This is a genomic window from Ruegeria sp. AM5, assembly GCF_056540645.1.
The window spans coordinates 632,112-656,421 of sequence record NZ_JBQFXC010000001.1 but is presented as its reverse complement, the minus strand read 5'-3'; the positions used below and the strand labels follow the sequence as shown (position 1 = coordinate 656,421).

Here is a 24,310-nt window from a genome sequence, read left to right as displayed (position 1 = left end):
CGGAAAAGGCCAAGACGCCGGAGAGCCCCGAATGACCGAAGCCGAACGCATATTGCTTGATCTGCTGAATATCGAACCGCTTGAGGTCGATTTGTTTCGCGGAACCGGTTCTGGTGGCGAGACACCAACGCGTATCTTCGGCGGGCAGGTGATCGCGCAAGCGCTTGCCGCAGCGTACAGGACGGTCGAGGATCGTTTATGCCATTCCTTGCACGCCTATTTCATAAGGCCCGGAGATCCGTCAATTCCGGTTATATATCAAGTGGATCGCGCGCGCGATGGAGGTTCTTTTACAACCCGCCGCGTGGTTGCGATCCAGCATGGCAAGCAAATTTTGAACATGTCGGCCTCGTTTCACAAGCAGGATGACGGATGGGAACATCAGCATCCGATTCCGGACGTTCAAGCGCCCGAGCACCATCCATCGCGTGACGAATTGCGCGAAAAATACCTGGATCGCGTTCCCGAAAAGCTGAAAGCTGAATTGCTGCGCGAGCGCCCGATCGAAGTGCGCGAAATCGATCCGCTGGACCTGTTTGCACCCGCAAAGGCAGATGACAAGAACCACGTCTGGTTTCGCATGGGCGCAGCGAACCACGCGGACACCGTTACACAACATCTTCTATTGGCCTATGCCTCGGATATGAGCTTGCTCAGTTCCGGAATGCGGCCCCATGGGCTGAGCTGGTTCACTGGTGAAATTGATGGGGCCAGTCTGGACCATGCAATCTGGTTTCATGCACCCGTGCAGTTTCAAAACTGGCATCTGTATTCGATGGAGTCGCCGTGGACAGGGCAGGGGCGCAGCTTCAATCGGGGTTCGATCTTTTCGCAGGATGGCAAACTGGTTGCGTCCGTCGCGCAGGAAGGCCTACTCAGACGACGGAAGCAACGCTAAGTACTGCCAGCAAACCTTTGATTAAGCTTCATCATTCCACCTAACCATCGGTCGTAGTCTTCTGTTTTTAAACGCATATAGTCAAGCACTTGTGGATGCGGAAGAATCAAGAAACGTTCATCCGCCAGCGCCTCGACACAGGCTTGGGCGACCTCATCAGGTTCAATTATTCCGTCAATCGCGGCGACCGAATCCTCATGTCCAAGTATCATCTCGGACCGAACGGCCTGTGGACACAGAACTGAGACCCTGAGACCTTTGTCGCCATAGGTCATCGCGACCCATTCAGCAAAACCCACAGCCGCATGTTTGGTTACGCCATAAGGGGCTGCGCCGGGTTGATTGAGCAATCCAGCCGCTGATGCTGTGATCATCAAATAACCACCACCACGCGCAACCATCCTTGGGACCAGGTGCCGCGCGGTCCAGACATGAGACATCACGTTGATCTGCCAGATGCGGTCCCATTCAGCATCCGGCACTTCAAATCCACCTAAGGTGAGTATTCCCGCATTGGCACAGAATAAATCAATCGGAGCGATCGTATCCTCGACAGTCTCAATCAGAGTTCGAATATCACTTTCCTTGGACACATCACAGCTGAGTGCATCACCGCCAATTTGCGCCGCCACGGCCTGCGCGCCGGCAAGGTCGATATCGGCGCAGACTACATGCGCACCTTCTTCTGAGAACCGCTTGGCAAGACCTTTACCTATGCCATTTGCAGCGCCAGTGATGACGACGGTCTTCCCAATCAGAACCATTGCATAGCTCGTGTCTTACTTCTCAAACACAGCGTAACATATTGGCAAGCCACGACCAATGTGTGTTCTATAGTCGTGGCTCGCTTGCTACGTATTTTACATAATACCGATTATGCGAGTAATAGGTGCAGCCTCAGTAAAATGCCTGTAGTCCGGTTTGCGCCCGCCCCAGGATCAATGCATGAACGTCGTGCGTGCCCTCATAGGTGTTGACTGTCTCAAGATTGATCATGTGACGCACCACCTGGAACTCAAGTGAGATACCGTTGCCGCCGTGCATGTCACGCGACATCCGCGCAATGTCCAATGCCTTGCCGCAATTGTTACGTTTGATGATCGAGATCATCTCGGGCGCAGCTTCAGCCTGATCCATCAGTCGGCCGACGCGCAAGCTTGCTTGCAGTCCCAAAGAGATTTCGGTCTGCATCTCTGCCAGTTTGCGTTGAAACAACTGGGTCTGCGCAAGTGGTCGATTGAACTGTTTACGATCCAAGCCGTATTGACGCGCTGCGTGCCAGCAGCATTCCGCGGCCCCCATCGCACCCCAGCTGATACCATAGCGTGCGCGGTTCAGGCAGCCGAACGGTCCCTTGAGACCCTGAACATGTGGAAGCAAAGCGCCCTCGTCCACCTCAACGCCATCCATGACAATTTCACCTGTGATCGAAGTACGCAGGCTCAGCTTGTTCTCGATCTTCGGTGCGCTCAGGCCCTTGGTGCCTTTATCCAGCACGAATCCACGAATCTTGCCGTCATGCGCATCTGACTTGGCCCAGACCACATAGACATCTGCGATCGGTGCGTTTGAAATCCACATCTTGCTGCCGGTCAGACGATACCCGCCATCAATCTTCTCGGCACGGGTCTTCATCGCCGCCGGGTCCGAACCCGCATCCGGCTCTGTCAGGCCAAAACACCCAATCCATTCGCCACTTGCCAGTTTCGGCAGATATTTGCGACGCTGTTCTTCGCTGCCATAGGCGAAAATCGGGTACATCACCAACGAGCTTTGCACCGACATCATCGAGCGATAGCCGGAGTCCACCCGTTCAACTTCCCGCGCCACCAGTCCATAAGATACGTAGCTCGCACCGATCCCACCATATTCTTCCGGGATTGTCGTGCCCAACAGCCCCATTTCACCCATTTCACGAAAGATCTCGGGATCGGTTTCTTCGTTTGCAAAAGCCTTAGTGACACGCGGCTGCAATTTCTCCTGGGCGTAAGCGCGCGCGCTGTCGGCAATCAGGCGTTCATCCTCTTCCAACTGGTCCGACAAGCGAAACGGGTCGTCCCAGTTGAAACGTCCAAGGTCAGGCGCATCTTTTGCGCGCAGGACAGGCTTTGTATCTGGAGCGTTCATTTTGCTTCTCCGACTTGACTAGGTTTGCGCAACTATAATCTGAGTAATATTCAAAAAACAGCGAGACATTTGCATTGTTTCATGATCAAAACGCATAGATGGACACCAAGCGCCCTATCCTGCCGCCTATATCCGCGCTGCGCGCGCTTGAGGCTTTGGATCGCCTTGGATCAGCCTCGGCAGTCGCGGACGAAATGGCACTGACGCAGAGCGCGGTCAGTCGGCAACTGCAGACGCTTGAAGCGCATTTGGACGCAGAATTGGTCAGCCGTGATCGCAAGCGATTGTCACTGACAAAGGCTGGACAAGACTATGTACAAGAAATTCGGCCAGCCTTGTCTCAGATCGCGCAGGCGGCGCTGAAACTGCACATTTCCCCTGTCGGTGGGACATTGAATCTGGCGATTCTGCCGACATTCGGAATGCGCTGGCTGGTACCGCGTCTGCCGGATTTCGCCCGCCGCCATCCGGATATCACAATCAACATGACCACGCGGTTGCGACCGTTTAGTTTTGCTTCGGAACCCTTTGATGCGGCTTTACATTTTGGGGAACCTGATTGGCCGGGAACTGATCGCTTGTTATTAAGTGTCGAGCGGGTTTTGCCCGTCTGCGCGCCCGAGCTTTTACCCAAAGGCACTCCGACGTCACCCCGCGATCTGCTAAAACTGCCGCTGCTGCATATCCAGACAAGACCGCGCGCCTGGCAGGACTGGTTTCAACAGATGGGTGTCACGCACCCGCATCCCCTGCCCGGCACCGTCCACGACCAGTTCAACACCATCAACCAAGCCGCGCTGCACGGCCTGGGTGTTGCCCTGTTGCCAAACTATCTGGTGGAACTAGACCTTGCGACAGGTAGGCTGGTTGCAGCCTTCCCTGACGCGATAGAGACGATGGGGGCATATTATCTGGTTTGGCCGCGCGAAAAATCGGATGACGCATCATTGCGAGAGTTTCGACACTGGCTTGCTTCTCAGGCCCAGACCGAAGAAGCACTGCCACGTTAGCCGAGCGCGTATCCTGCCCCGCGCACCGTGCGCACCGGATCTTCACCGCCATGTTGGGTCAACGCTTTGCGCAGACGACCGATATGAACATCAACAGTACGCGTGTCGACGTAGATATCGCGGCCCCAGACGCGGTCAAGCAACTGCTCTCGGCTCCAGACCCGGCCGGGCTTTTCCATGAATGTGCTCAGCAACCGGAACTCGGTCGGGCCCAGTTTTAACAGCTTGTTGTCGCGGCTTACCTTGTGGGTCTCAGAGTCCAATATGATATCGTCAAACTCCAACCGGATGCCCACGGTCGCTGGACGCACTCTGCGCAATTGTGTCCGTACACGCGCCATCAATTCGACAACCGAGTAAGGCTTAACCACATAATCATCGGCACCGGTTTCAAGGCCGCGCACTTTATCAACCTCTTCTGAGCGCGCCGACAGCATGATGATCGGAATTGATCGGGTGTCCGGCCGCGTTTTCAGGCGGCGGCAGACCTCGATACCGCTGAGATTGGGCATCATCCAATCCAGAACGATGATATCCGGGCGGTCTTCTTCGACCAGCAACAAAGCTTCGTCGCCATTAGCGGCACGGATTACCCGGAACCCTTCGGCGTCCAGATTATAGGCCAGTACCTCTCTTTGGGCCAACTCATCCTCAACAACCAGTACCGTCGGTTGATAAGCGGACATGACTTAGATCTCCTAGATCGTTTGCGACGTGTTGTCGGCTTTGGGGCGCGCTTCGCTGGGTCTCTCGCCGGTGACGAGATAGACGACCTGCTCGGCAATGGCGGTGACGTGATCGCCCATGCGTTCGATATTTTTTGCGATGAAATGCAGGTGCATGCACGATGAGATATTGCGCGGATCCTCCGCCATGAAGGTCAGGAACTCGCGAAACAGGCCGTTATACATCTGGTCCACTTCCAGATCCCGTTCGATCACGTCCTGCGCCAGCTCAGCATCACGCTGGATATAGGCATCCAGCGCGTCGCGCAGCATCCGCTCGACCTCGCGCGCCATTCGGCGCAGAGCGGCGGCACTGCCGTTGATTTCGCCGGCATTCACCAGAACGGTCGTTCGCTTGGCGATGTTCTTGGAGTAATCTCCAATCCGTTCAAGGTTGGTCGCAACCTTCAGCACGGACAGCACCAGCCGCAAATCGCTGGCCGTCGGTGCACGCAAGGCAATCAGGCGCGCGGTCTCTTCGTCAATCAGTTCTTCCAGTGCGTCGATGGCCTTGTCGCCTTGACGCACTTCATTTGCCAGTTCTTCGTCGCGGGTCTCCAGCGACCGGGCCGCGCCCATAATGGCGGCTTCGACCAGTCCACCCATCTTCATGATGTGTGCTTGGATGGCCTCAAGGTCGCGGTCGAACGCGGATGCAATATGTTGTTCGCTCATTGCAGTTATCCTGTGCTCAGCCAATCCGGCCGGTGATGTAACTTTCGGTTCGGGGATCTTCGGGGTTGGTGAAGATCTGCCCGGTTTCGCCGAACTCAACCAAGTTCCCCAGATGGAAAAACGCTGTCTTCTGACTGACCCGCGCGGCCTGTTGCATCGAATGGGTTACGATCACCACTGAATAGCGTGAACGCAGTTCGTCAATCAGTTCCTCGACCTGCGCGGTTGCGATTGGGTCGAGCGCCGAACAGGGTTCGTCCATCAATAGCACCTCAGGCTCGGTGGCTACGGCGCGCGCGATGCAAAGACGCTGTTGCTGACCACCAGAAAGGCCGGTACCGGGGGCATCCAGACGGTCCTTGACCTCATCCCAGATCGCACCACGACGCAGAGATTTCTCTACGATTTCATCCAGTTCTGCCTTATTCTTGGCAAGGCCGTGGATACGCGGACCGTAAGCCACGTTGTCATAGATCGATTTGGGGAACGGGTTCGGTTTTTGAAAAACCATGCCGACCTTGGCACGCAACTGTACCGGATCGACGCGCTTGTCGTAAATGTCTTCACCGTCCAGCAGGATATCACCCTGCACCCGGCAAATGTCGATTGTGTCGTTCATCCGGTTCAGACAGCGTAGGAAGGTGGATTTACCGCAGCCAGAGGGACCGATGAAAGCCGTCACAGTCTTGTCTTCGATATCGACGCTCACGTCCTTAATGGCGTGGGTCTCACCGTAGTAGACCTGAACCTGCTTGGCGTTGATCTTGATGTCTTTGGAGTCCACGGTTCTCTCCACTCGTGTCATATCGTTCATTTTAAACCCCTCCTACCAGCGGCGTTCAAAGCGGCGGCGCAGGATGATAGCGATGATATTCATGGTCAGCAGGAACATCAAAAGGATGATGATGCCGCCCCAGGCTTTCTCGTAAAAACCCACATCGGCACGCGCGGCCCATGTGTAGATCTGTGCCGGCATGGCCGAGTTCGGCTCGGTGAAGCCCGCCAAAAAGCCATCGGGATAGCCTCGGGCGACAAAGCCCACCATGCCGATCAACAGCAACGGAGCAGTTTCACCCAGCGCCTGCGCCAGACCAATGATGGTACCAGTCAGGATACCGGGCGCGGCCAACGGCAGCACGTGGTGGAAGACGGCCTGCATCTTCGAGGCCCCTACCCCCAACGCCGCGTCGCGGATAGACGGGGGAACCGCCTTTAGCGAGGCGCGGGTTGAGATGATGATCGTTGGCAGGGTCATCAGCGTCAGCACCAGACCACCCACCAGCGGCGCCGATTGCGGCAGGTGCATAAATTGGATGAACACGGCCAGACCCAGGATACCGAACACGATAGACGGAACGGCGGCCAGGTTCGAAATATTTACCTCAATCAGATCGGTGAATTTATTCTGCGGCGCAAACTCTTCCAGATAGATCGAGGCGGCGACCCCAATGGGCAGCGACAGGCACAGCACCACCAACATCATGAAGAACGAACCGACGACCGAGGCACCAATACCCGCGCCACCGGGGTTATCCACGCCCGAGTCCGCACCAGTGATGAACGGCCAGTTGAAAGCCTGTTTAATGATCCCCGCTTCTTTCAGCGCGTCCACCAGATCCAGATCGCTGAGTTGCAGGAAGCGGCTGTCCTGCAGTGTGTCACGAGACACCCGACCCTTGAAGTAGCCATCCACACGGCTTGAAGCCGCCAGATCGAACATGATCGGCTCACCCAGCTTGCTAGGATTATCGGCATAGATGGTTCGGATCGTACCCCCAATTTTGCCCAACAGACGCTCGATGGCATCCTGATCGAAATCCACGGTGATGCCACTTTCGGCTAGTTGTTCATTCAGTTCCGCAATGAACAGATTGGAGTAGGCCTTTGTCTTGAACATCGTGCCTTCGGCTTCATCGCGCTGCGCTTCGCTCAGCGTGAATTCTAAACTGATCACTGTGCGCTGGAAGGCCGGGATGCCCTGCGACAGGATTGAGGCAAACAGCACAATCAGAAAGAACAGTCCGGTCGCGATAGCGACGATCCCGTAGGCGCGAAAACGCTTTTCGGCAGCCGCGCGTTTTTTGGTCCGGGCATCGGATGCAGTCAGCGAGGTCGAGGTATTTTGCATGCTGGCGTCGGTCATTCGTACTGCTCCCGATACTTGCGCACGATATAAAGGGCGAAAACGTTCAGCCCCAGCGTGAGGATGAACAGCGTCATGCCAAGCGCGAAGGCGACGAGGGCCTCGGGCGAGGCGAAATCGGCGTCGCCTGTCAGCTGGCTGACGATCTTGGCGGTGACGGTGGTCATGGCCTCGAACGGGTTCAGGTCCAGACGCGCGGCGGCCCCTGCCCCCAGAACCACGATCATGGTCTCACCGATGGCGCGCGATGCCGCCAGCAGGATCGCTCCCACGATCCCGGGCAAGGCTGCGGGCAAAACGACCTGCCGGATGGTCTCGGATTGTGTGGCCCCCAGCCCGTAAGAGCCATCACGCATGGCCTGAGGCACCGCGTTGATGATGTCGTCGGAAAGCGACGAAACGAACGGGATCAGCATGATGCCCATGACAAGACCGGCGGTCATCACCGCCGTACCGGCTTTCATCCAGCCCAAACCATCATCCCCGAACACGCTCAGCAACAGCGGGCCAACGGTCAGCAGGGCGAAAAGGCCGTAAACGATGGTCGGGATACCGGCCAGCACCTCAAGCATCGGTTTGGCGATCGAGCGCACGCGTGAAGAAGCGTACTCACTGAGATAAATCGCAGCGAAAAGACCGATTGGCACGGCCACCAACAACGCCACCAACGAGATATAGAACGTGCCCCACAGCAAAGGGATGATACCCAGATCTGATGCCCCGCCACGGCCCGAGAAACTGGGCGCCCAGGTGGTACCGAAAAAGAACTCTGATGCCGGGTAAAGCTTGAAGAACTCCCACGTATTGAAAACCAGCGAAAGGACGATGCCGACCGTTGTCAGGATCGCAATCGACGCAGCCGCCAGCAGCATCACACGAATTCCCTGCTCAACCACATTGCGGGCACGATATTCAGAATGCGTCTGTAACCAACTGAACGCAGCACCGGCCAAGGCGACCAGTATCACAGCGACGGACATGATCGCGTAACCGGTTGAATTTATCGCCCGATAGGCTTGAGCTGCATGCAAAACCGTCTGCGTGATGTCCGAGGTTACGACTTGACCCGCGTCCTTCAACTTTTGGGTCATCTCGGAAATATCTGCCCGCGCATCCTGTGCGAGCGTTTCGGTGAGATGTCCCTGCGCAACGGCACTGTCCAGACCATTTGCGGTCCGACGCACCTCGGCCATAACAAGACTGCGCGACGATCCTTCCTTGATAGCCGTTTCGGGAACCATCTCCGAGATCTGAGAGTTAACGTAGAGCGGCTGAACCAGCAGCCAGACGATCAACAAACCTAAGGCGGGAACTATGACTTTCAGTGCGACGTTCGCGCCATAAAACGAGGGAAGAGAATGCAGATTGCGGCTGTCCCCTCCGGCACTTTGCAAGGCGCGCATTCGCCCCAAAACATATCCGACTGCCGCGATCGCAAGCACGATCAGAATGAGCCAAAGTATTGGCATGACGCCCCCATAGGTCTTGATCGGGATTAGGGAAAAATTGGGGGCGACAGAAAACGCCGCCCCCAGTCAATTCGATCGGGGTGAGGGATTAGCTGCCCGAACCCAAGGTTACTTCGTTGGCAATCGCGTCCTGCGTTTTTGCCAGTTCAGGATCGGCAACCAGACCGTAGTTGGCCAGCGGGCCCGAGGGACCAGCAATTTCTTCATGAGTGAAGAACTGGGCGTATTCTTTCAGACCGGGGATCACGCCGATATGCGCTTTCTTGACGTAGAAAAACAGCGGACGCGAGACGGGGTATTCACCCGACGCGATGCTCTCGGTCGACGGTGCGATACCACCCATCGTAGCCACTTTCAGCTTGTCGGTGTTGTTCTCGTAGAACGCCAGACCAAACACGCCGATACCATTGGTGTTGGTGTCGATGCGGGCCAGAGTTTCGGTGTAGTCACCGTCGATATCGACCGATTTGCCGTCGGTGCGCACGTCCAGGCATGCATCTTCGGCGTCATCTTCGCTTAGGCCGCCCGCGACCATGGCTTCCATCGCGCCCGTCGCTTCACAACCTGCCAGCAGAACTTTGTCTTCGAACACTTCGCGGGTGCCGTGCTTGGTGCCCGGGATGAACATTGCGATTTCCACATCCGGCAGGTCAGCGTTGAACTCGGCCCAGCTGTTGAAGCTGTTGTCGACCAGCGCGCCATCTTTCATCACTTTCGATCCGATGGCATTGTAAATATCCGCAGGCTCAAACGCCGTGAAGGCAGGACCCGACTGCTGGCTTGCAAATACGATGCCGTCATAACCGATGCGGACTTCCATGATGTCGGTCACACCGTTTTCGGCGCATGCTTTAATCTCTTTTTCACGGATGGCACGCGATGCGTTTGCAACGTCGATCGTGTTTTCACCGACGCCTTCGCAGAAGCGTTTCAGACCGGCGGACGAGCCGCCTGATTCAACAACCGGTGTGGGGAAGTCGGTATTTTCACCGAATAGTTCTGCAACGATTGACGCATAAGGCAGAACGGTGGAAGAGCCAGCAACTTGAACGTTGTCACGCGCAGCAGCAGTGGTTGCCGAGACGGCAGCGATAGCCAGCGCAGAAGCCGACAGTTTTACAAAGGACATTTCAGTCTCCTTGAAAAGGATGGGTACTGATCATCCCCATGATGATCTGAGCGCAGCACTATGACGCCTGCGTAAGTCTTTTGTGACAGGTATGTAACGGTTTCATGACAACTCATGAATTTCTCAGAAATTCTTAACTTGACGAAGCGTCACCCCAGTAAAGCCCGCGTTTGGCACGCCCTCAGCGTGGTAGAATGACCGTAAACGTCGCTCCCTGCCCCGGTTCACTTTCCACCCGCAACCTGCCCCGATGGCGATTGACGATATGCTTCACGATCGCAAGCCCCAGTCCGGTTCCGCCCAACTCGCGCGAGCGGTGACTGTCTGCGCGGTAGAACCGTTCGGTCAACCTGGGCAGGTGTTTGGCATCAATACCGGGCCCTTGATCAATGATCTTGATACGTACCGCAGGACCGCGCATCGCCGTATCCCGCTCAGACAGGGTTACGACCACACCGACCTTGCCACCGCTGCCCCCGTATTTGATCGCGTTTTCAACGAGATTGGTTATCACCTGACGAAGCTGATCGCTGTCTCCGACCATCTCGATCGACTCGTTTGGGGCATCCAACGAAACAACAACACTGGCATCATCCGCCAGCGGTCGCAGAGTGTTTAAGGTCGATTGAATCAGACCTGTCAGTTCCAATGGCTCTTTGGGTCTGACCCGTTCTTCACTTTCCACTCGATTCAGCGACAGCAAATCCCCCACAAGCCGGTTCATCCGATTGGCCTCATCCGCCATGATCTGAAGAAAGCGGTCGCGGGCGGCGGTGTCATCGCGGGCGGGGCCTCGCAATGTTTCGATAAACCCCATCAAGGCCGTTAGCGGCGTGCGCAATTCATGGCTGACATTGGCCACAAAATCGCGCCGCATCTGACCTGCCTGTTCCAGATGCGTGATATCTTGAAATACCGCCAATACCGCCTCGGTCCCACCGACGAATCTGCACTGCACCTCAAACGTCGTATCCTGAGCACCATCATTGGAAAGATGCCGCGCTTTGCCGGGTTGCTTCGAGCGCAGGCATTGTTCGACGGCATCGATGACCTGAGGCTGGCGCAGGATCGTGGCAAAATGCCTGCCTTCGATTGCGTGCCCCAAAAGCGTCCGCGCCTCGCTATTTGCGGCGACAATACGCTCGGTCTGACCGACCAGCACCGCGGGCATCGGAATGGCTGAAACCAATTCGGCAAGCAGGGTATCCGTCATGCGCGTTTAGACCGGACGCAATGTTTGGCGAAACTTGCGCATGTTGTCCTGATAGTGCAGCGCACTCAGCGTTAGTTTCTGGGCCGCCGCCTCATCAAGCTGCCGCACAACTTTGCCGGGCGATCCCATAACCAGCGAATTATCGGGGATTTCTTTGCCTTCGGTGATCAGCGCCCCCGCCCCGATCAGACAGTTCTTTCCGATATTCGCCCCGTTTAGAACGATAGCCCCCATACCGATCAGCGTATTGTCTCCGATCGTGCAACCATGCAGCATGACCTTGTGACCAATTGTGCAGTTCTTCCCAATGGTCAGCGGATAGCCCGCATCGATGTGCATCACGCAGTTTTCCTGCACATTGCTGCCTGCGCCCACACGGACTTCTTCGTGATCGGCCCGGATGGTGCACCCGAACCAGACCGAAGCGCCTTGTTCCAGGACTACTTTGCCGATCAGGTTGGCGTCGGGGGCTACCCAGGTGTCTTCGTGAATTTGCGGCGAGTGATCGCCCAAGGCATAGATGGTCATGACAAGCCCTCGAACTCGGTCTGCAACGAGCGGATGTGGTTCTGCAGGCTGGGCTGTTGGATGCGACGCATGCGTTCTGCGCTGACGATGGTTTTTAGCTTTTCCTCGGTGGTATCCAAATCATCGTTGATCAGAACATAGTCGTAGTAGCCCCAATGGCTGATCTCATCCCAGCTTTTCAACATGCGCTTGGCGATCACATCCTCACTGTCCTGCCCACGCCCTTCCAGCCTGCGCCGAAGCTCGCGGATCGAGGGCGGGAGAATGAAAATCGACAACGCATGCTTGCCCAAATCTGAATTGCGGATCTGCACTTCACCCTGCCAATCAACATCAAACAGCACATCGCGCCCCTGTGTGATGGACTCGCGGACCGGTCCAGCAGGAGAGCCGTAGAAGTTGCCGAACACATGCGCGTGTTCCAGCATCTGCCCATCCGCCACCTGCTGTTTGAACTCGTCCTCGGATAGGAAGTAATACTCCCGGCCATGCTCCTCACCCGGGCGCGGAGCGCGGGTGGTGGACGAGATCGAGAATTCCAAACCGACATCCCACCGCATCAAACGGCGGGCCAGAGTGGATTTACCTGCACCCGAAGGCGAGGACAGTATGATTAATAGACCGCGGCGATCCGCCATGTGATGTTCCCGTCCTTATTCCACGTTCTGCACTTGCTCGCGCATCTGATCGATGACCGCTTTCAGCTCCAACCCAACCGCCGTCAGTTCGGCATTCTGCGATTTCGAGCAGAGCGTGTTGGCCTCACGGTTGAACTCCTGCATCAGGAAATCCAGCTTACGCCCAACCGGGCCGTCTTGCGTTAAAAGGGAACGCGCCGCAGTGACATGGGCCTTCAACCGGTCAATTTCTTCGGTAATATCGGCCTTGACCGCGATCAGGGCCAGTTCTTGTGCAACGCGATCAGGGTCCGCACCTTGCGTATTGTCGAGAACGCGCGTCAGATTTTCGCGCATGTTTTGCGCCATTTCCTCGCGGCGACGCTCGGCCAGATCAGCGGCCTGATCCGTCAGCTTTGCGACTTGGACGAGTTGTCCCGCAAGAATGCCTGACAGAGCTTCACCTTCGGAACCGCGCATCTCAATGAATGAAGCAAGCAAGCCACCGAACTCAGATTTCAGGTGCTCGACAAGTTGGGCTGGATCATCCGCGTCAGCTCCGGCTTCCAACATCCCTTTCAACGCAAGAAGATCACTGGCTTTGGAGGGAGCCAACAATACGCCCCGCGCGCCAGCAAGCGCTTCGGTCTGGGCCAGTGCATCCAGCGCAGCTTCCATCGCTGGGGTATTCAACCGGACATCCGCGGCGGATTCTTCCCGTCCCATCCGAAGGGACAGCGTGATGTTCCCTCGGTTGACCTGCTTCGACAGATCGCCTCTCAGCGCGGCCTCTAACCCTGTCAACCAATCGGGAAGCCGCAGACGTAGATCCAGCCCCTTGCCATTGACGCTGCGCAATTCCCAAGTCCAGCTATGGGGACCAAACGCCCCCTTGCCCGAGGCGAAACCGGTCATGGATTTGATCATGCCTGCCCTTTCCGTCAAATTCACTGGTCGCACCTAATGCCATTGACCAGCAAGGGGCAAGACCTTGCTCATTCCCCAATCAATGCCAAGAGGTTAACCATTCGTTAAAGAATTGCTCCAAAATTGTATTAACCCGTGTCAATCTGACAGTCAGAAAAGCTGGCGGATCGCAGCTTTGCCCATTAGATGGCATTTTAGGAAAATCGCGAGTGATTGACGGTAGGGTGATGAAATGAAAACCTTTTTCGGGACTGGTTCCGGCTCAGAACTTGGAAAGATCATCGCAATGGACCGATTTGACAGCGGGCGAAGCCTTTCTCCCATCCGTCAGGCCGAAGCCTATTGGACCGCCTTGCTGACAGGTGAAGGCGTTCCGATGCGCTCGCAGATCGATCCGCGCGGCCTGGAGAATATTCTCGAATACACATTCATACTGGAACGCATCGCGCCGGGTTTGGCCCGGTTTCGGCTGGCGGGAAGTCACCTGAACAATCTGGCGGGCATGGAAGTTCGCGGTATGCCTCTAACGGCTTTTTTCGAACCGAGCGCCCGCGATGATGTCAAATCCATTCTGGACCAAGTCCTCACCCGCCCCGCAGTTGCCGAACTGGGCTTGCTTTCGAAAGGCAAGCTGGGACGAACCAGCCTTCAGGCCCGCATGATCCTGCTGCCGCTTAAAAGCGATCTGGGCGACGTCAGCCGCATTCTTGGGGTCATGATCAGCGACGGAACCATCGGGGCAACACCGCGTCGCTTCATCGTCTCGGATCGCCGCGTCAACACGATCTCTGATTTGCAACAGCCTCCGAGGCCTGTCCAACAGCAAGCAGAGGGGTTCGCTGAAGACCAGACCACGTTCAAAGGGGCACCGCACCTAAGGTTGGTATCATCACGTGACGACTAAATGAAAACGGCGGGCATGAGGCCCGCCGTCTTACTAATTCAGGATGTATTCGAAGTCAGCTTGCAGCGCGCTTGCTGCGGTCACGACGTAGGTTGGTCAGTTCTTCCGCGACAAGGAATGCAAGTTCCAGCGACTGCGAGGCGTTCAGGCGCGGGTCGCAAGCTGTGTGATAGCGATCCGAAAGATCCTCTTCTGTCACCGCGCGCACACCTCCGGTGCATTCGGTGACATCCAGCCCTGTCATCTCGAAATGAACACCACCGGGGATCGTGCCTTCAGCCTGATGTACACCGAAGAAATCGCGTACTTCGCGCAGCACGGAATCAAACGGCCGGGTCTTGTAGCCGGTCGCGGATTTGATCGTGTTGCCATGCATCGGATCGCAGACCCAAGTAACCTGTGCGCCCTCTTCCTTTACGGCTTTGACCAGACGCGGCAGATGCTCACCCGCTTTACCTGCACCAAAGCGCGCGATCAGAGTCAGACGCCCCTCTTCGTTTTCGGGATTCAACTTGGACATCAGAACCTTGAGGTCTTCGGCACTGGTTGTCGGGCCACATTTCAGACCAATCGGGTTCAGAACACCCCGGCAGAACTCGACATGCGCACCGTCGGGCTGACGGGTCCGATCGCCGATCCAGATCATGTGCCCAGAACCGGCCAACCAATTGCCCGAGGTCGAATCCAGACGGGTCAACGCCTCTTCGTACTCAAGCAACAGGCTCTCGTGGCTGGTGTAAAACTCCACCGATGAGAATTCGTGGGTGGTGTCGGCGGTGATGCCAGCAGCCCCCATGAAGTCAATCGAATCCTGAATGCGGTCGGCGATCTCAGAGTATTTCTGAACGTCTTGCCCGTCGGCAAAACCCAGCGTCCACGAATGCACGTGGCTCATATCCGCAAAACCACCGGTCGAGAACGCCCGCAGCAGGTTCAGTGTTGCCGCCGCCTGTGTATAGGCCTGAAGCATCTTGTCGGGATTCGGAATGCGTGCCTCGGGTGTAAAGGCCAGCTCATTGATGATGTCACCGCGGTAGCTGGGCAGCTCCACACCGTCCACAACCTCAGTCGGTGCACTGCGCGGTTTTGCGAACTGGCCCGCCATGCGGCCAACTTTAACCACGGGAACCTTGGCGCCGTAGGTTAGCACCATTGCCATCTGCAGCATAACCTTGAACGTGTCACGGATCGCATCCGCGCTGAACTGCTCAAAGCTTTCAGCGCAATCCCCGCCTTGCAACAGGAACGCTTCGCCACGACCCGCGGCTCCCAGATGCTGCTTCAGCCGTCGCGCTTCACCCGCAAAAACCAGCGGGGGATACTGCGAAAGCTGCGCCTCGACTTTGGCCAGCGCGGCCGCGTCGGTATAGTCTGGCATCTGAACCCGGGGCTTGTTGCGCCAGTTCGTTTTTTGCCATTCAGTCATAGCTTTTATCTCCGCTGAAGTATTTCAGGTGGCCTCTATACAAAATGCATGAATGAGAGGCCATATCCCTTTTGCGCCTCTTGACGCCATAATCAAGCTTTGAGCATGGTGACTGGCATATCCGCCACCGTGGAAATCCCGGTGCGCGCCGAATCAAGGACAGTTCGCCATGCAAGAGCAACGCCAAGTTGTCACTGTGGATCATAGCACAGGCAAGCCGCATAACTTTGTATTTGTGCTTTTGGACAAGTTTTCCCTTCTGTCATTCGCTTCGGCTTTGGACAGTCTGCGGATCGCCAATCGAATGGCCAACCGAGAGCTTTATACCTGGACCTTGACGGGCGAAGGCGGTGAAACAGTGACTTGTTCAGCCGGTACTTCTTTCAATCTTGATTCTGATCTGACCGAATTGCAGCGTGACGACGTCGTCCTGATCTGCGGGGGGGTCGATGTACAAGCGGCAACCACCAAACGCATCCTGAACTGGGTACGCCGCGAAGCGCGTAAAGGGTTGAAAATCGGCGGTCTTTGCACCGCGGCCTATACGCTGGCCAAAGCCGGTTTGCTGGAAGGCAAGCGCGCTACGATCCATTGGGAAAACTCAGACAGTTTTGCCGAAGAATTCGACACTGTAGAGCTGACCAAGTCGGTGTTTTTGGTTGATGGCAACCGAATGACAACTGCAGGCGGCACATCCTCGATTGACCTGATGCTCAAGCTGATTGCCGAAGATTACGGAGAAGATCTGGCCAACGCGGTCGCTGATCAGATGATCTATTCTTCGATACGTACGGATCAGGACACGCAACGTTTGTCGACACCTACACGGATCGGCGTGCGCCACCCCAAGCTCAGTCAGGTTATCCTGATGATGGAAAAGAACATAGAAGAGCCAATCTCGCCTTCTATTCTAGCCAAGGACGTAGGCATGTCGACGCGCCAGCTAGAACGTCTGTTCCGCCGCTATCTCAGCCGCTCGCCCAAGCGCTACTACATGGAGTTGCGCCTACATAAAGCGCGGAACTTGCTGATGCAGACCGATATGAGCGTCATCAATGTGGCGCTGGCTTGCGGCTTTGCCAGCCCGTCGCATTTCTCTAAATGCTACCGGGCGCATTACAACACCACGCCTTATCGCGAACGCGGTGCACAGAGCGGTCGGTTGTCTGTTTAATCCAAAGCCGCAGGGAAACCTTACAAATCTTTCGCAAAGTAGTGCAGGTGCGGCCGTAACATCGGTTGATCCAGATAGGTCGTGGTTTCGATTGGTGAGTCCAGTTCAACAAAACCAAGTTTGGGGTACAGGTCGCGCATTTCGACATTCGGTGTAAGCGTATCGGCGATGAGGCGTTTCAAACCCATATCACGCGCGGCCTGTTCCCGGGCTTCGATCAAGGCACGCCCGGCACCGGTCCCCCGTGCCTCCTCGGTCACAAAAACCCGTTTAAGTTCACCGGTTTGGTGATCAAATCGTTTCAGCATCCCACATCCAATGATGTCTCCGGCATCGTTTCGCGCCACCACAAGACATCCATTCGGGGGTAGGTAATCCTCTGTATGCGCCCAAAACTCCGCCAATGCGCTTTCGGGGGCCGCTGGATCAATCTCAAAGCCCATATCCTGCATTCGTTGCACGATAAGCGCGTAATATTGTGCCAGGATCGTATTCAGTTCGCGCTTTGGCGGCATTGTTTCACAAAGCTCGATTACAAAATCACTCATTCAAATCTCCTGATCACCCTGAAGCCCGGAACAGATACACCGTGACCGAATGGCATAGAAGCAAACGCCCTAACCCCGTTTAAAACCGTCAGAGGGGCGTCATTCGGTAAACCGCGCCTTGCCCGACGGAAATGAACCAGATCGACCCATCTGGTGCTTCGGCGATGTCGCGAACACGTTCGGTCTCGGGGCCTTCGATCTGCTCAACCTCACGCAGTGGATCGCCCGCCAAACGTGCAATGTAGTCGAATTTCAAAGAGCCAACGAATAGATTCCCCTTCCATTCCGGCCAAAGTTTCCCGGAATAGACCATCAAGCCAGAGGGTGCGATGGAAGGATCCCAATAATACTCGGGCTGTTCCATTCCTTGCTTCGACGTGCCTTCACCGATCTTCTGACCCGAATAATGAACGCCATACGAAATCACTGGCCAGCCATAATTGGCACCGGGTCTGATCAGATTAACCTCATCCCCGCCTTTTGCCCCGTGTTCCGAAACCCAAAGCCGGCCCTGCTGATCCAAATTGGCACCCTGAGGGTTTCTGTGACCAAACGACCAGATCTCGGGGCGGACACCGGGATTGCCCACAAACGGGTTATCACTGGGAACTGAACCATCACGGTTGATCCGAATGACCGTTCCCATGTGGTTCGAACGATCCTGCGCAGCCGGGCGATCACCTCGGTCACCGATAGTGACGAACAACGTGCCATCATTCGCTTCAACGACACGAGAGCCAAAGTGGCGCCCGCCGGAGCCACCGGGAGAGGCCTCGAATATCACGCGCAGATTGGTTAGACGTTCTCCGTTTTCCGATAAACGAGCGACAGCGACAGCGGTGCCTGCACCGCCTCGTTGCGATTTGGAGAAAGTCAGAAAAAGCTCGCGGGTCTGATTAAAGTCACGCGCGATGGTGACATCTAACAGACCGCCCTGCCCGTTCGCGACCACTTTTGGCAGACCCTTGATGCGCTTCGCCTCACCTCGGGCAACGTACAAAAGCTCGCCATCTCGCTCAGTGACAACAAAGCTGCCATCCGGAAGAATGCCAATCGCCCAAGGTGTATCAAGGCCTCTAACCACCTGAGTAACCTGAACCGGCCCGCCGGTTGTGTTGATGACATCGGACCAGCCTGCAATCGACCAGCACGACAGAATGAGAATCGCAAAAGTTCTGATCATACCGACCCAATCCCTAGTGGTGCTCCGCAACAAACTGACCTAGCCTAACAAAACAGATAGGATTGCTGCTTTCAAAAGCACTTTTTTGTTAGGACTTTTCTTTTTCGGACAGCTTGCCTAGGGTCATGCCCAGAACGACGACGTTCAAACGATAAATAGGGAGTAACCTAATGAAAAAGCTGCTTACCGCTACTGCAGCAACCGCTCTGCTGGCGGGTACCGCTATGGCCGAGGACGTGAAGCTGGGCGTGCTGTTCGGCTTTACAGGCCCGATTGAATCGCTGGCCCCGGCCATGGGTTCGGGCGCTGAAATGGCGATGGCCGAGGTCACCGAATCCGGCAAACTGCTCGACGGCGCAAGCGTGACCGGAACCCGCGCCGATACCGGCTGTATCGACAATGGTCTGGCCACCTCGAACGGCGAACGTATGATTGCCGATGGCGTTGCCGGTATCATCGGCGGCGACTGCTCGGGCGTCACTGGCGCGATCCTGCAAAACGTCGCAATCCCGAACGGCATGGTCATGATCTCGCCGTCGGCCACGTCTCCGGGTCTGTCGACCATGGAAGACAACGGCCTGTTCTTCCGCACCGCGCCGTCGGATGCGCGTGAAGGTCAGGTAATGGCAGACATCCTGAATGACCGTGGCATCAGCTCGATTGCTCTGACATACACCAACAACGACTATGGCAAGGGTCTGGCGGATGCGATCCAGTCCTCGTTCGAGGCATCGGGTGGCGAGGTGACCATCGTTGCCGCGCACGAAGACGGCAAAGCCGACTACTCGGCTGAAGTGGGCGCGCTGGCCTCGGCCGGTGGCGATATTCTGGTCGTTGCCGGCTATCTGGATCAGGGTGGTCTGGGCATCATCCAGTCGGCGCTGGACAGCGGCGCGTTTGATACATTCGGTCTGCCAGGCGGCATGATCGGTGACTCGCTGCCGGCAAACGTTGGTCCCGACCTGAACGGCTCGTTCGGTCAGATCGCTGGCTCGGGCGGTGAAGGTGCCGAGAAGTACTTTGCCATGGCTGAAGCTGCGGGCTTTGACGGTTCGTCGCCCTACTCGCCGGAAAGCTATGACGCCGCCGCGCTGTTCATGCTGGCGATGCAGGCCGCAGGTTCGACCAACCCCGCTGAATACGGCGCGAAAATCATGGATGTCGCCAACGCTCCGGGTGAGCAAATCTTCCCCGGAGAACTGGCTAAAGGTCTGGAGCTGTTGGCTGCCGGTCAGGACATCGATTATGTCGGCGCATCGGGCGTTGAGCTGATCGGCCCTGGTGAAAGCGCAGGTTCCTATCGCGAGATCGAGGTGACCGACGGCGAAAACAAGACCGTCAACTTCCGTTGATCCAAGGTTAAAAGTCATAAAAACAAGCAGCCCGGCCCTTGTGTCCGGGCTGTTTCAATGAAAAAAGGCCGCACTCCGGTTAACGGGGATGGTAAAAACGCCGAAAACGGCGGCTAGGGGAAAAGATGATCGTCGTCGATGACGTGCACAAGCATTTCGGCGGGTTTCATGCGGTGGACGGGGCATCGCTGGAAATCCAAAAGGGCTCGATCACCGGTCTGATCGGACCGAACGGGGCCGGAAAAACCACGCTATTCAACGTGATCGCGGGCGTACTTCCACCGACTAGCGGTAAGGTACACATGGACGGTGAGGATATCACTGGCCTGCCCCCGCATGAGCTGTTTCATAAAGGCCTGCTGCGCACCTTCCAGATCGCGCATGAGTTTTCGTCGATGAGCTGCCGTGAAAACCTGATGATGGTGCCCGGCGCACAATCCGGGGAATCGCTGTGGAACACATGGTTCGGGCGTAAGCGTATCGCGGATGAGGAACGCGCACTTAGGGCGAAAGCCGATGAGGTGCTGGAGTTCCTGACAATCGAACATCTGGCCGATCACAAGGCCGGTCAGGTCTCGGGCGGTCAGAAGAAGCTGCTGGAACTTGGCCGTACCATGATGGTCGACGCCAAGATCGTGTTTTTGGACGAGGTCGGCGCTGGTGTGAACCGCACCCTCCTGATGACCATCGCCGACACGATCCTGCGCCTGAACAAGGAGCGCGGCTATACCTTCGTCGTTATCGAGCACGACATGGATTTCATCGGCAAGATTTGCGACCCGGTCATCTGTATGGCCGAGGGAAAGGTGCTGGCCGAAGGCACTCTGGACGAGATCAAGGCCAATGAACACGTGATCGAAGCCTACCTAGGCACCGGCCTTAAGAACAAAGACAAGCTGGAGGCGGGCGCATGAGCGACAACCCCTACCAGGACGACAAGGGCAACAAGGACGCCTCGATCACCAATACGCATGGCGTCGGCACCATGACTCCAGCACATCGCAAAAGCGGTGAAACGCATCGGGTCGAGGGCGGTCCTTTCCTGATTGGCGACACCATGACTGGTGGCTATGGCAAAGGGCCGGACATCCTGCATGACTGCACCATCGCCGTTGACAAGGGCGAGATCGCGGTGATCGTCGGCCCCAACGGCGCGGGCAAATCCACCGCAATGAAGGCTGTGTTTGGTATGCTGGACGTACGCCAAGGGTCTGTGCGGCTGGATGGCGAAGATATCACCAATCTCAGCCCGCAAGACCGCGTGGTACGCGGCATGGGCTTTGTCCCGCAGACCTCGAACATTTTTACGTCGATGACAGTGGAAGAGAACCTAGAGATGGGTGCTTTCATCCGGCGCGACGACATCAGCCAGACGATGGAACAGGTCTATGACCTCTTCCCCATTCTCCGCGACAAACGCAATCAGGCCGCCGGAGAGCTGTCAGGTGGTCAACGTCAACAGGTCGCCGTGGGCCGTGCGCTAATGACCCAGCCCAAGGTGTTGATGCTGGACGAACCCACCGCCGGTGTCTCACCAATCGTGATGGATGAGCTGTTCGACCGGATCATCGAGGTCTCGCGCACCGGGTTACCGATCCTGATGGTCGAACAGAATGCCCGTCAGGCGCTGGAGATTGCGGACAAGGGATATGTACTGGTCCAGGGTCGCAATGCCTATACCGGGACAGGCAAGGAGCTGTTGGCCGATCCAGAAGTTCGCAAGAGTTTCTTGGGGGGATGACGCCAGTGACAGCTACTCTCGTGTTTGATCACTCTGAAATCAGGTCAAAAAGACGTACGAACTTGGAAAATGAGGTAACGAACTAATGGACTTCCTCAACGCCCTTGTGGCGCTCTCCAACTTCGTTCTTGTTCCCGCAATCGCCTATGGCAGTCAGTTGGCGCTGGGCGCTTTGGGGGTGACGCTGATTTACGGCATCCTGCGGTTTTCGAACTTTGCCCATGGCGATACGATGGCCTTTGGCGCGATGATCGCGGTGCTGGTCACTTGGGGCCTGCAAGCCGCAGGCGTCAGTTTCGGGCCGTTGCCAACGGCTCTGCTCGCCCTGCCCTTTGCCATTCTGGGCTGTATCGTTCTGGTGCTGATCACCGACCGGTTGGTCTATCGCTTCTATCGGGAACAGAAGGCCAAACCTGTCATTCTGGTGATCGTCTCGATGGGTGTGATGTTCATCATGAACGGGCTGGTTCGTTTCATCATCGGTCCGGATGACCAAAGGTTCTCGGACGGAGCGCGTTTCATCGTCTCGGCGCGAGATTTCAAGGCGATGACTGGGCTGCGTGAGGGGCTGGCAATCAAGACCTCCCAGGGCATCACGGTGATCGTGGCGGTTGTCGCCGTGGCGCTGTTGTTCTGGTTCCTGAACAAAACGCGCACCGGCAAATCAATGCGGGCCTATTCTGACAATGAGGATCTTGCGTTGCTGTCCGGTATCAACCCCGAGCGCGTGGTGATGATCACATGGATCATCGTTGCCGCGCTGGCGACCACTGCGGGCGTGCTTTACGGCCTCGACAAAAGCTTCAAGCCATTTGTCTATTTCCAGCTTTTGCTGCCGATCTTTGCCTCGGCTATCGTGGGTGGCCTCGGAAACCCTCTGGGAGCCATCGCAGGCGGTTTCATCATCGCGTTTTCTGAGGTGACGATCACCTACGCGTGGAAGAAAGTGCTGACTTATCTGGCACCTGAAAATCTGGAGCCGTCAGGTTTGGTGCAGTTCCTGTCCACCGATTACAAATTCGCTGTCAGCTTTGCCATTTTGCTGATCGTACTTCTGTTTAAGCCAACCGGCTTGTTCAAAGGAAAAGTGATATGAGCGAGCCCGTCAAAAACACGCTGCTTTTCGTGGTCGTCGGCGCACTCATCCTGTTGACCGGATTCACCCAAAGCTGGAACGCCGCAATCCTGATCCTGAACATGGGCTTGATCTCGGCCATCATGTCGATTGGCGTGAATCTGCAATGGGGCTTTGCTGGCCTCTTCAACGTTGGTGTCATGGGCTTTGTCGCGCTGGGCGGGCTGGCGGTTGTGCTGGTCTCGACACCCCCAACCCCCGGCGCCTGGTCTGGTGGAGGATATGGCGTCATCCTGTCGCTTTTGATGGGCGCGGCAACCGTGGTTGCAGCTGTGATGGTGGCCCAAAAAATGCCCAAGGGACGCACACAAACCTTTGCAATCATCGGTATTCTGGTCGTAGGTTTTTTTGTTTACCGCGCAATTTTTGATCCCAACGTAGCTGCGATCGAAGCGATTGATCCTGCTGTCGCAGGTAATATCGGCGGTTTGAACCTTCCTGTCCTATTCGCTTGGCCTGCCGGGGGACTTTTGGCGGCGGGCGCAGCATGGCTGATCGGAAAAACGGCGCTGGGCCTGCGCTCGGACTATTTGGCAATTGCCACACTTGGTATCGCCGAGATCATCATCGCCGTCATGAAAAACGAGGACTGGCTGGCACGTGGTGTCAAGAACGTCTACGGCATTCCACGTCCCTCACCGGTGGTTGGCTACGAAGTTGAATTGCAGCAAGACCCATCTTTCCTTGCAAGGGCCGAGTGGTTAGGGCTGGATCCGGTTACTGCCTCGACGCTTTCCGTCAAGCTGGGCTACTCTTTGCTGTTCCTGATCGTGCTACTGGTGCTGCTCTGGATGGCGCAGATGGCGCTGAAAAGCCCGTGGGGCCGCATGATGCGCGCTATCCGCGACAATGAGGTTGCCGCCGAGGCGATGGGCAAGGATGTCACCCGCCGCCATCTGCAGATCTTCGTGCTGGGCTCGGCCATCTGCGGCATCGCCGGTGCGATGATGACCACTTTGGACGGGCAGCTGACGCCGGGCACTTACAACCCGCTTCGCTTTACCTTCCTTGTCTGGGTCATGGTGATCGTCGGCGGGTCGGGCAACAATTTCGGTGCCGTACTGGGAGCGTTCCTGATCTGGTTCCTGTGGGTTCAGGTTGAACCCATGGGCCTGTGGCTTATGAACCTGATAACCTCAGGTATGCCTGACGGCAGCGCACTTAAGACGCATCTGATCGATAGCGCCGCACATATGCGCCTGTTCACCATGGGGCTGATTCTTTTGATTGTTCTCAGATTCAGTCCAAGAGGGCTGATCCCCGAGAAATAAGCAAAATTTCCTGCGAAATTCCCCTAACGCACCGTTAATCGGTGCGTTTTATTGTGCGGCGAGTCAGAACGCTCTAAATCGGTGTATCGTGATCCACCACATCGCGCTGTGCCCC

24 protein-coding genes are annotated in these 24,310 nt (G+C 56.4%); 9 read left to right on the top strand and 15 right to left on the bottom strand.

The window, feature by feature from the left end:
- Positions 1-31: 31 nt before the first annotated feature.
- Entirely contained in the window at positions 32-898 is an 867-nt protein-coding gene (locus tag ACR0AH_RS03305; RefSeq protein ID WP_170405779.1) for an acyl-CoA thioesterase, read from the top strand.
- Here ACR0AH_RS03305 and ACR0AH_RS03300 read toward each other — a convergent pair.
- Together ACR0AH_RS03300 and ACR0AH_RS03295 are read right to left on the bottom strand one after the other, a co-directional pair.
- Positions 895-1,662 (bottom strand): SDR family oxidoreductase, encoded by a 768-nt coding sequence (locus ACR0AH_RS03300; RefSeq protein WP_480590331.1) that lies wholly within the window; start codon positions 1,660-1,662, stop codon positions 895-897. The two genes, ACR0AH_RS03305 and ACR0AH_RS03300, sit on opposite strands and share 4 nt — an antisense overlap.
- Positions 1,663-1,795: 133 nt before the next feature.
- Positions 1,796-3,025: an acyl-CoA dehydrogenase gene (locus ACR0AH_RS03295; protein WP_170393068.1), complete on the bottom strand. Its 1,230-nt coding sequence runs from the start codon at positions 3,023-3,025 to the stop codon at positions 1,796-1,798.
- Between the two features lie 98 nt (positions 3,026-3,123).
- Between ACR0AH_RS03295 and ACR0AH_RS03290 the strand changes: the two genes are divergently transcribed.
- Positions 3,124-4,035 carry a LysR family transcriptional regulator gene (locus ACR0AH_RS03290; RefSeq protein WP_170636113.1) on the top strand — a complete coding sequence of 304 codons (912 nt, stop codon included), beginning with the start codon at positions 3,124-3,126 and terminating at the stop codon, positions 4,033-4,035.
- Here ACR0AH_RS03290 and phoB read toward each other — a convergent pair.
- The 10 genes from phoB to ACR0AH_RS03240 form a co-directional block, all read right to left on the bottom strand.
- Positions 4,032-4,721 carry a phosphate regulon transcriptional regulator PhoB gene (gene phoB / locus ACR0AH_RS03285; protein WP_480590328.1) on the bottom strand — a complete coding sequence of 230 codons (690 nt, stop codon included), beginning with the start codon at positions 4,719-4,721 and terminating at the stop codon, positions 4,032-4,034. The genes ACR0AH_RS03290 and phoB overlap by 4 nt on opposite strands.
- A gap of 12 nt (positions 4,722-4,733) precedes the next feature.
- Positions 4,734-5,435 (bottom strand): phosphate signaling complex protein PhoU, encoded by a 702-nt coding sequence (gene phoU, locus ACR0AH_RS03280; protein ID WP_170393065.1) that lies wholly within the window; start codon positions 5,433-5,435, stop codon positions 4,734-4,736.
- A gap of 16 nt (positions 5,436-5,451) precedes the next feature.
- The gene (pstB, locus tag ACR0AH_RS03275; RefSeq protein ID WP_170393064.1) at positions 5,452-6,249 is read right to left on the bottom strand and encodes a phosphate ABC transporter ATP-binding protein PstB; all 798 of its coding nucleotides are present in this window, start codon (positions 6,247-6,249) and stop codon (positions 5,452-5,454) included.
- 12 nt (positions 6,250-6,261) lie between these two features.
- Positions 6,262-7,578, bottom strand: coding sequence for a phosphate ABC transporter permease PstA (gene pstA, locus ACR0AH_RS03270; RefSeq protein WP_480590325.1), 1,317 nt, complete (start codon positions 7,576-7,578; stop codon positions 6,262-6,264).
- Complete coding sequence (pstC, locus tag ACR0AH_RS03265) at positions 7,575-9,047, bottom strand: phosphate ABC transporter permease subunit PstC (RefSeq protein ID WP_170732224.1); 1,473 nt, start codon at positions 9,045-9,047, stop codon at positions 7,575-7,577. Before pstC ends, pstA begins: the two co-directional genes overlap by 4 nt.
- A gap of 88 nt (positions 9,048-9,135) precedes the next feature.
- Positions 9,136-10,176: a substrate-binding domain-containing protein gene (locus ACR0AH_RS03260; RefSeq protein ID WP_170393061.1), complete on the bottom strand. Its 1,041-nt coding sequence runs from the start codon at positions 10,174-10,176 to the stop codon at positions 9,136-9,138.
- Between the two features lie 181 nt (positions 10,177-10,357).
- Positions 10,358-11,389: an ATP-binding protein gene (locus tag ACR0AH_RS03255; RefSeq protein ID WP_170393060.1), complete on the bottom strand. Its 1,032-nt coding sequence runs from the start codon at positions 11,387-11,389 to the stop codon at positions 10,358-10,360.
- A 6-nt stretch (positions 11,390-11,395) separates the two neighbouring features.
- The gene (locus tag ACR0AH_RS03250; protein WP_480590322.1) at positions 11,396-11,917 is read right to left on the bottom strand and encodes a gamma carbonic anhydrase family protein; all 522 of its coding nucleotides are present in this window, start codon (positions 11,915-11,917) and stop codon (positions 11,396-11,398) included.
- A complete protein-coding gene (gene gmk / locus ACR0AH_RS03245) occupies positions 11,914-12,555 on the bottom strand; it encodes a guanylate kinase (RefSeq protein WP_480590319.1) in 642 nt (213 codons plus the stop codon). The genes ACR0AH_RS03250 and gmk overlap by 4 nt, the downstream gene beginning before the upstream one ends.
- A gap of 15 nt (positions 12,556-12,570) precedes the next feature.
- The gene (locus ACR0AH_RS03240; RefSeq protein ID WP_480585057.1) at positions 12,571-13,461 is read right to left on the bottom strand and encodes a YicC/YloC family endoribonuclease; all 891 of its coding nucleotides are present in this window, start codon (positions 13,459-13,461) and stop codon (positions 12,571-12,573) included.
- A gap of 232 nt (positions 13,462-13,693) precedes the next feature.
- Between ACR0AH_RS03240 and ACR0AH_RS03235 the strand changes: the two genes are divergently transcribed.
- Positions 13,694-14,365, top strand: a complete 672-nt coding sequence (locus ACR0AH_RS03235; RefSeq protein ID WP_480590316.1) for a PAS domain-containing protein — start codon at positions 13,694-13,696, stop codon at positions 14,363-14,365.
- A gap of 55 nt (positions 14,366-14,420) precedes the next feature.
- On the opposite strand, the gene ACR0AH_RS03230 is transcribed toward ACR0AH_RS03235, so the two are convergent.
- The gene (locus tag ACR0AH_RS03230) at positions 14,421-15,791 is read right to left on the bottom strand and encodes a class II 3-deoxy-7-phosphoheptulonate synthase (protein ID WP_170393056.1); all 1,371 of its coding nucleotides are present in this window, start codon (positions 15,789-15,791) and stop codon (positions 14,421-14,423) included.
- 169 nt (positions 15,792-15,960) lie between these two features.
- On the opposite strand from ACR0AH_RS03230, the gene ACR0AH_RS03225 reads away from it, so the two are divergent.
- Positions 15,961-16,965 (top strand): GlxA family transcriptional regulator, encoded by a 1,005-nt coding sequence (locus tag ACR0AH_RS03225; RefSeq protein ID WP_170393055.1) that lies wholly within the window; start codon positions 15,961-15,963, stop codon positions 16,963-16,965.
- A 20-nt stretch (positions 16,966-16,985) separates the two neighbouring features.
- Here the strand turns inward: ACR0AH_RS03225 and ACR0AH_RS03220 are convergent, their stop codons facing one another.
- Both ACR0AH_RS03220 and ACR0AH_RS03215 read right to left on the bottom strand, forming a co-directional pair.
- Positions 16,986-17,513, bottom strand: a complete 528-nt coding sequence (locus ACR0AH_RS03220; protein WP_170562711.1) for a GNAT family N-acetyltransferase — start codon at positions 17,511-17,513, stop codon at positions 16,986-16,988.
- A gap of 88 nt (positions 17,514-17,601) precedes the next feature.
- A complete protein-coding gene (locus ACR0AH_RS03215) occupies positions 17,602-18,696 on the bottom strand; it encodes a PQQ-dependent sugar dehydrogenase (RefSeq protein ID WP_170636118.1) in 1,095 nt (364 codons plus the stop codon).
- Positions 18,697-18,866: 170 nt separating this feature from the next.
- Here ACR0AH_RS03215 and ACR0AH_RS03210 point away from each other — a divergent pair, with 170 nt between their 5' ends.
- The 5 genes from ACR0AH_RS03210 (at position 18,867) to ACR0AH_RS03190 (ending at position 24,195) form a co-directional block, all read left to right on the top strand.
- Complete coding sequence (locus ACR0AH_RS03210) at positions 18,867-20,048, top strand: ABC transporter substrate-binding protein (RefSeq protein ID WP_170393052.1); 1,182 nt, start codon at positions 18,867-18,869, stop codon at positions 20,046-20,048.
- 125 nt (positions 20,049-20,173) lie between these two features.
- Positions 20,174-20,962 carry an ABC transporter ATP-binding protein gene (locus ACR0AH_RS03205; protein ID WP_170393051.1) on the top strand — a complete coding sequence of 263 codons (789 nt, stop codon included), beginning with the start codon at positions 20,174-20,176 and terminating at the stop codon, positions 20,960-20,962.
- Positions 20,959-21,789, top strand: a complete 831-nt coding sequence (locus ACR0AH_RS03200; protein ID WP_170393050.1) for an ABC transporter ATP-binding protein — start codon at positions 20,959-20,961, stop codon at positions 21,787-21,789. The genes ACR0AH_RS03205 and ACR0AH_RS03200 overlap by 4 nt, the downstream gene beginning before the upstream one ends.
- An 85-nt stretch (positions 21,790-21,874) precedes the next feature.
- Positions 21,875-22,885, top strand: a complete 1,011-nt coding sequence (locus tag ACR0AH_RS03195) for a branched-chain amino acid ABC transporter permease (RefSeq protein WP_170393049.1) — start codon at positions 21,875-21,877, stop codon at positions 22,883-22,885.
- Complete coding sequence (locus ACR0AH_RS03190) at positions 22,882-24,195, top strand: branched-chain amino acid ABC transporter permease (protein ID WP_480590312.1); 1,314 nt, start codon at positions 22,882-22,884, stop codon at positions 24,193-24,195. The genes ACR0AH_RS03195 and ACR0AH_RS03190 overlap by 4 nt, the downstream gene beginning before the upstream one ends.
- Positions 24,196-24,310: the final 115 nt, after the last annotated feature.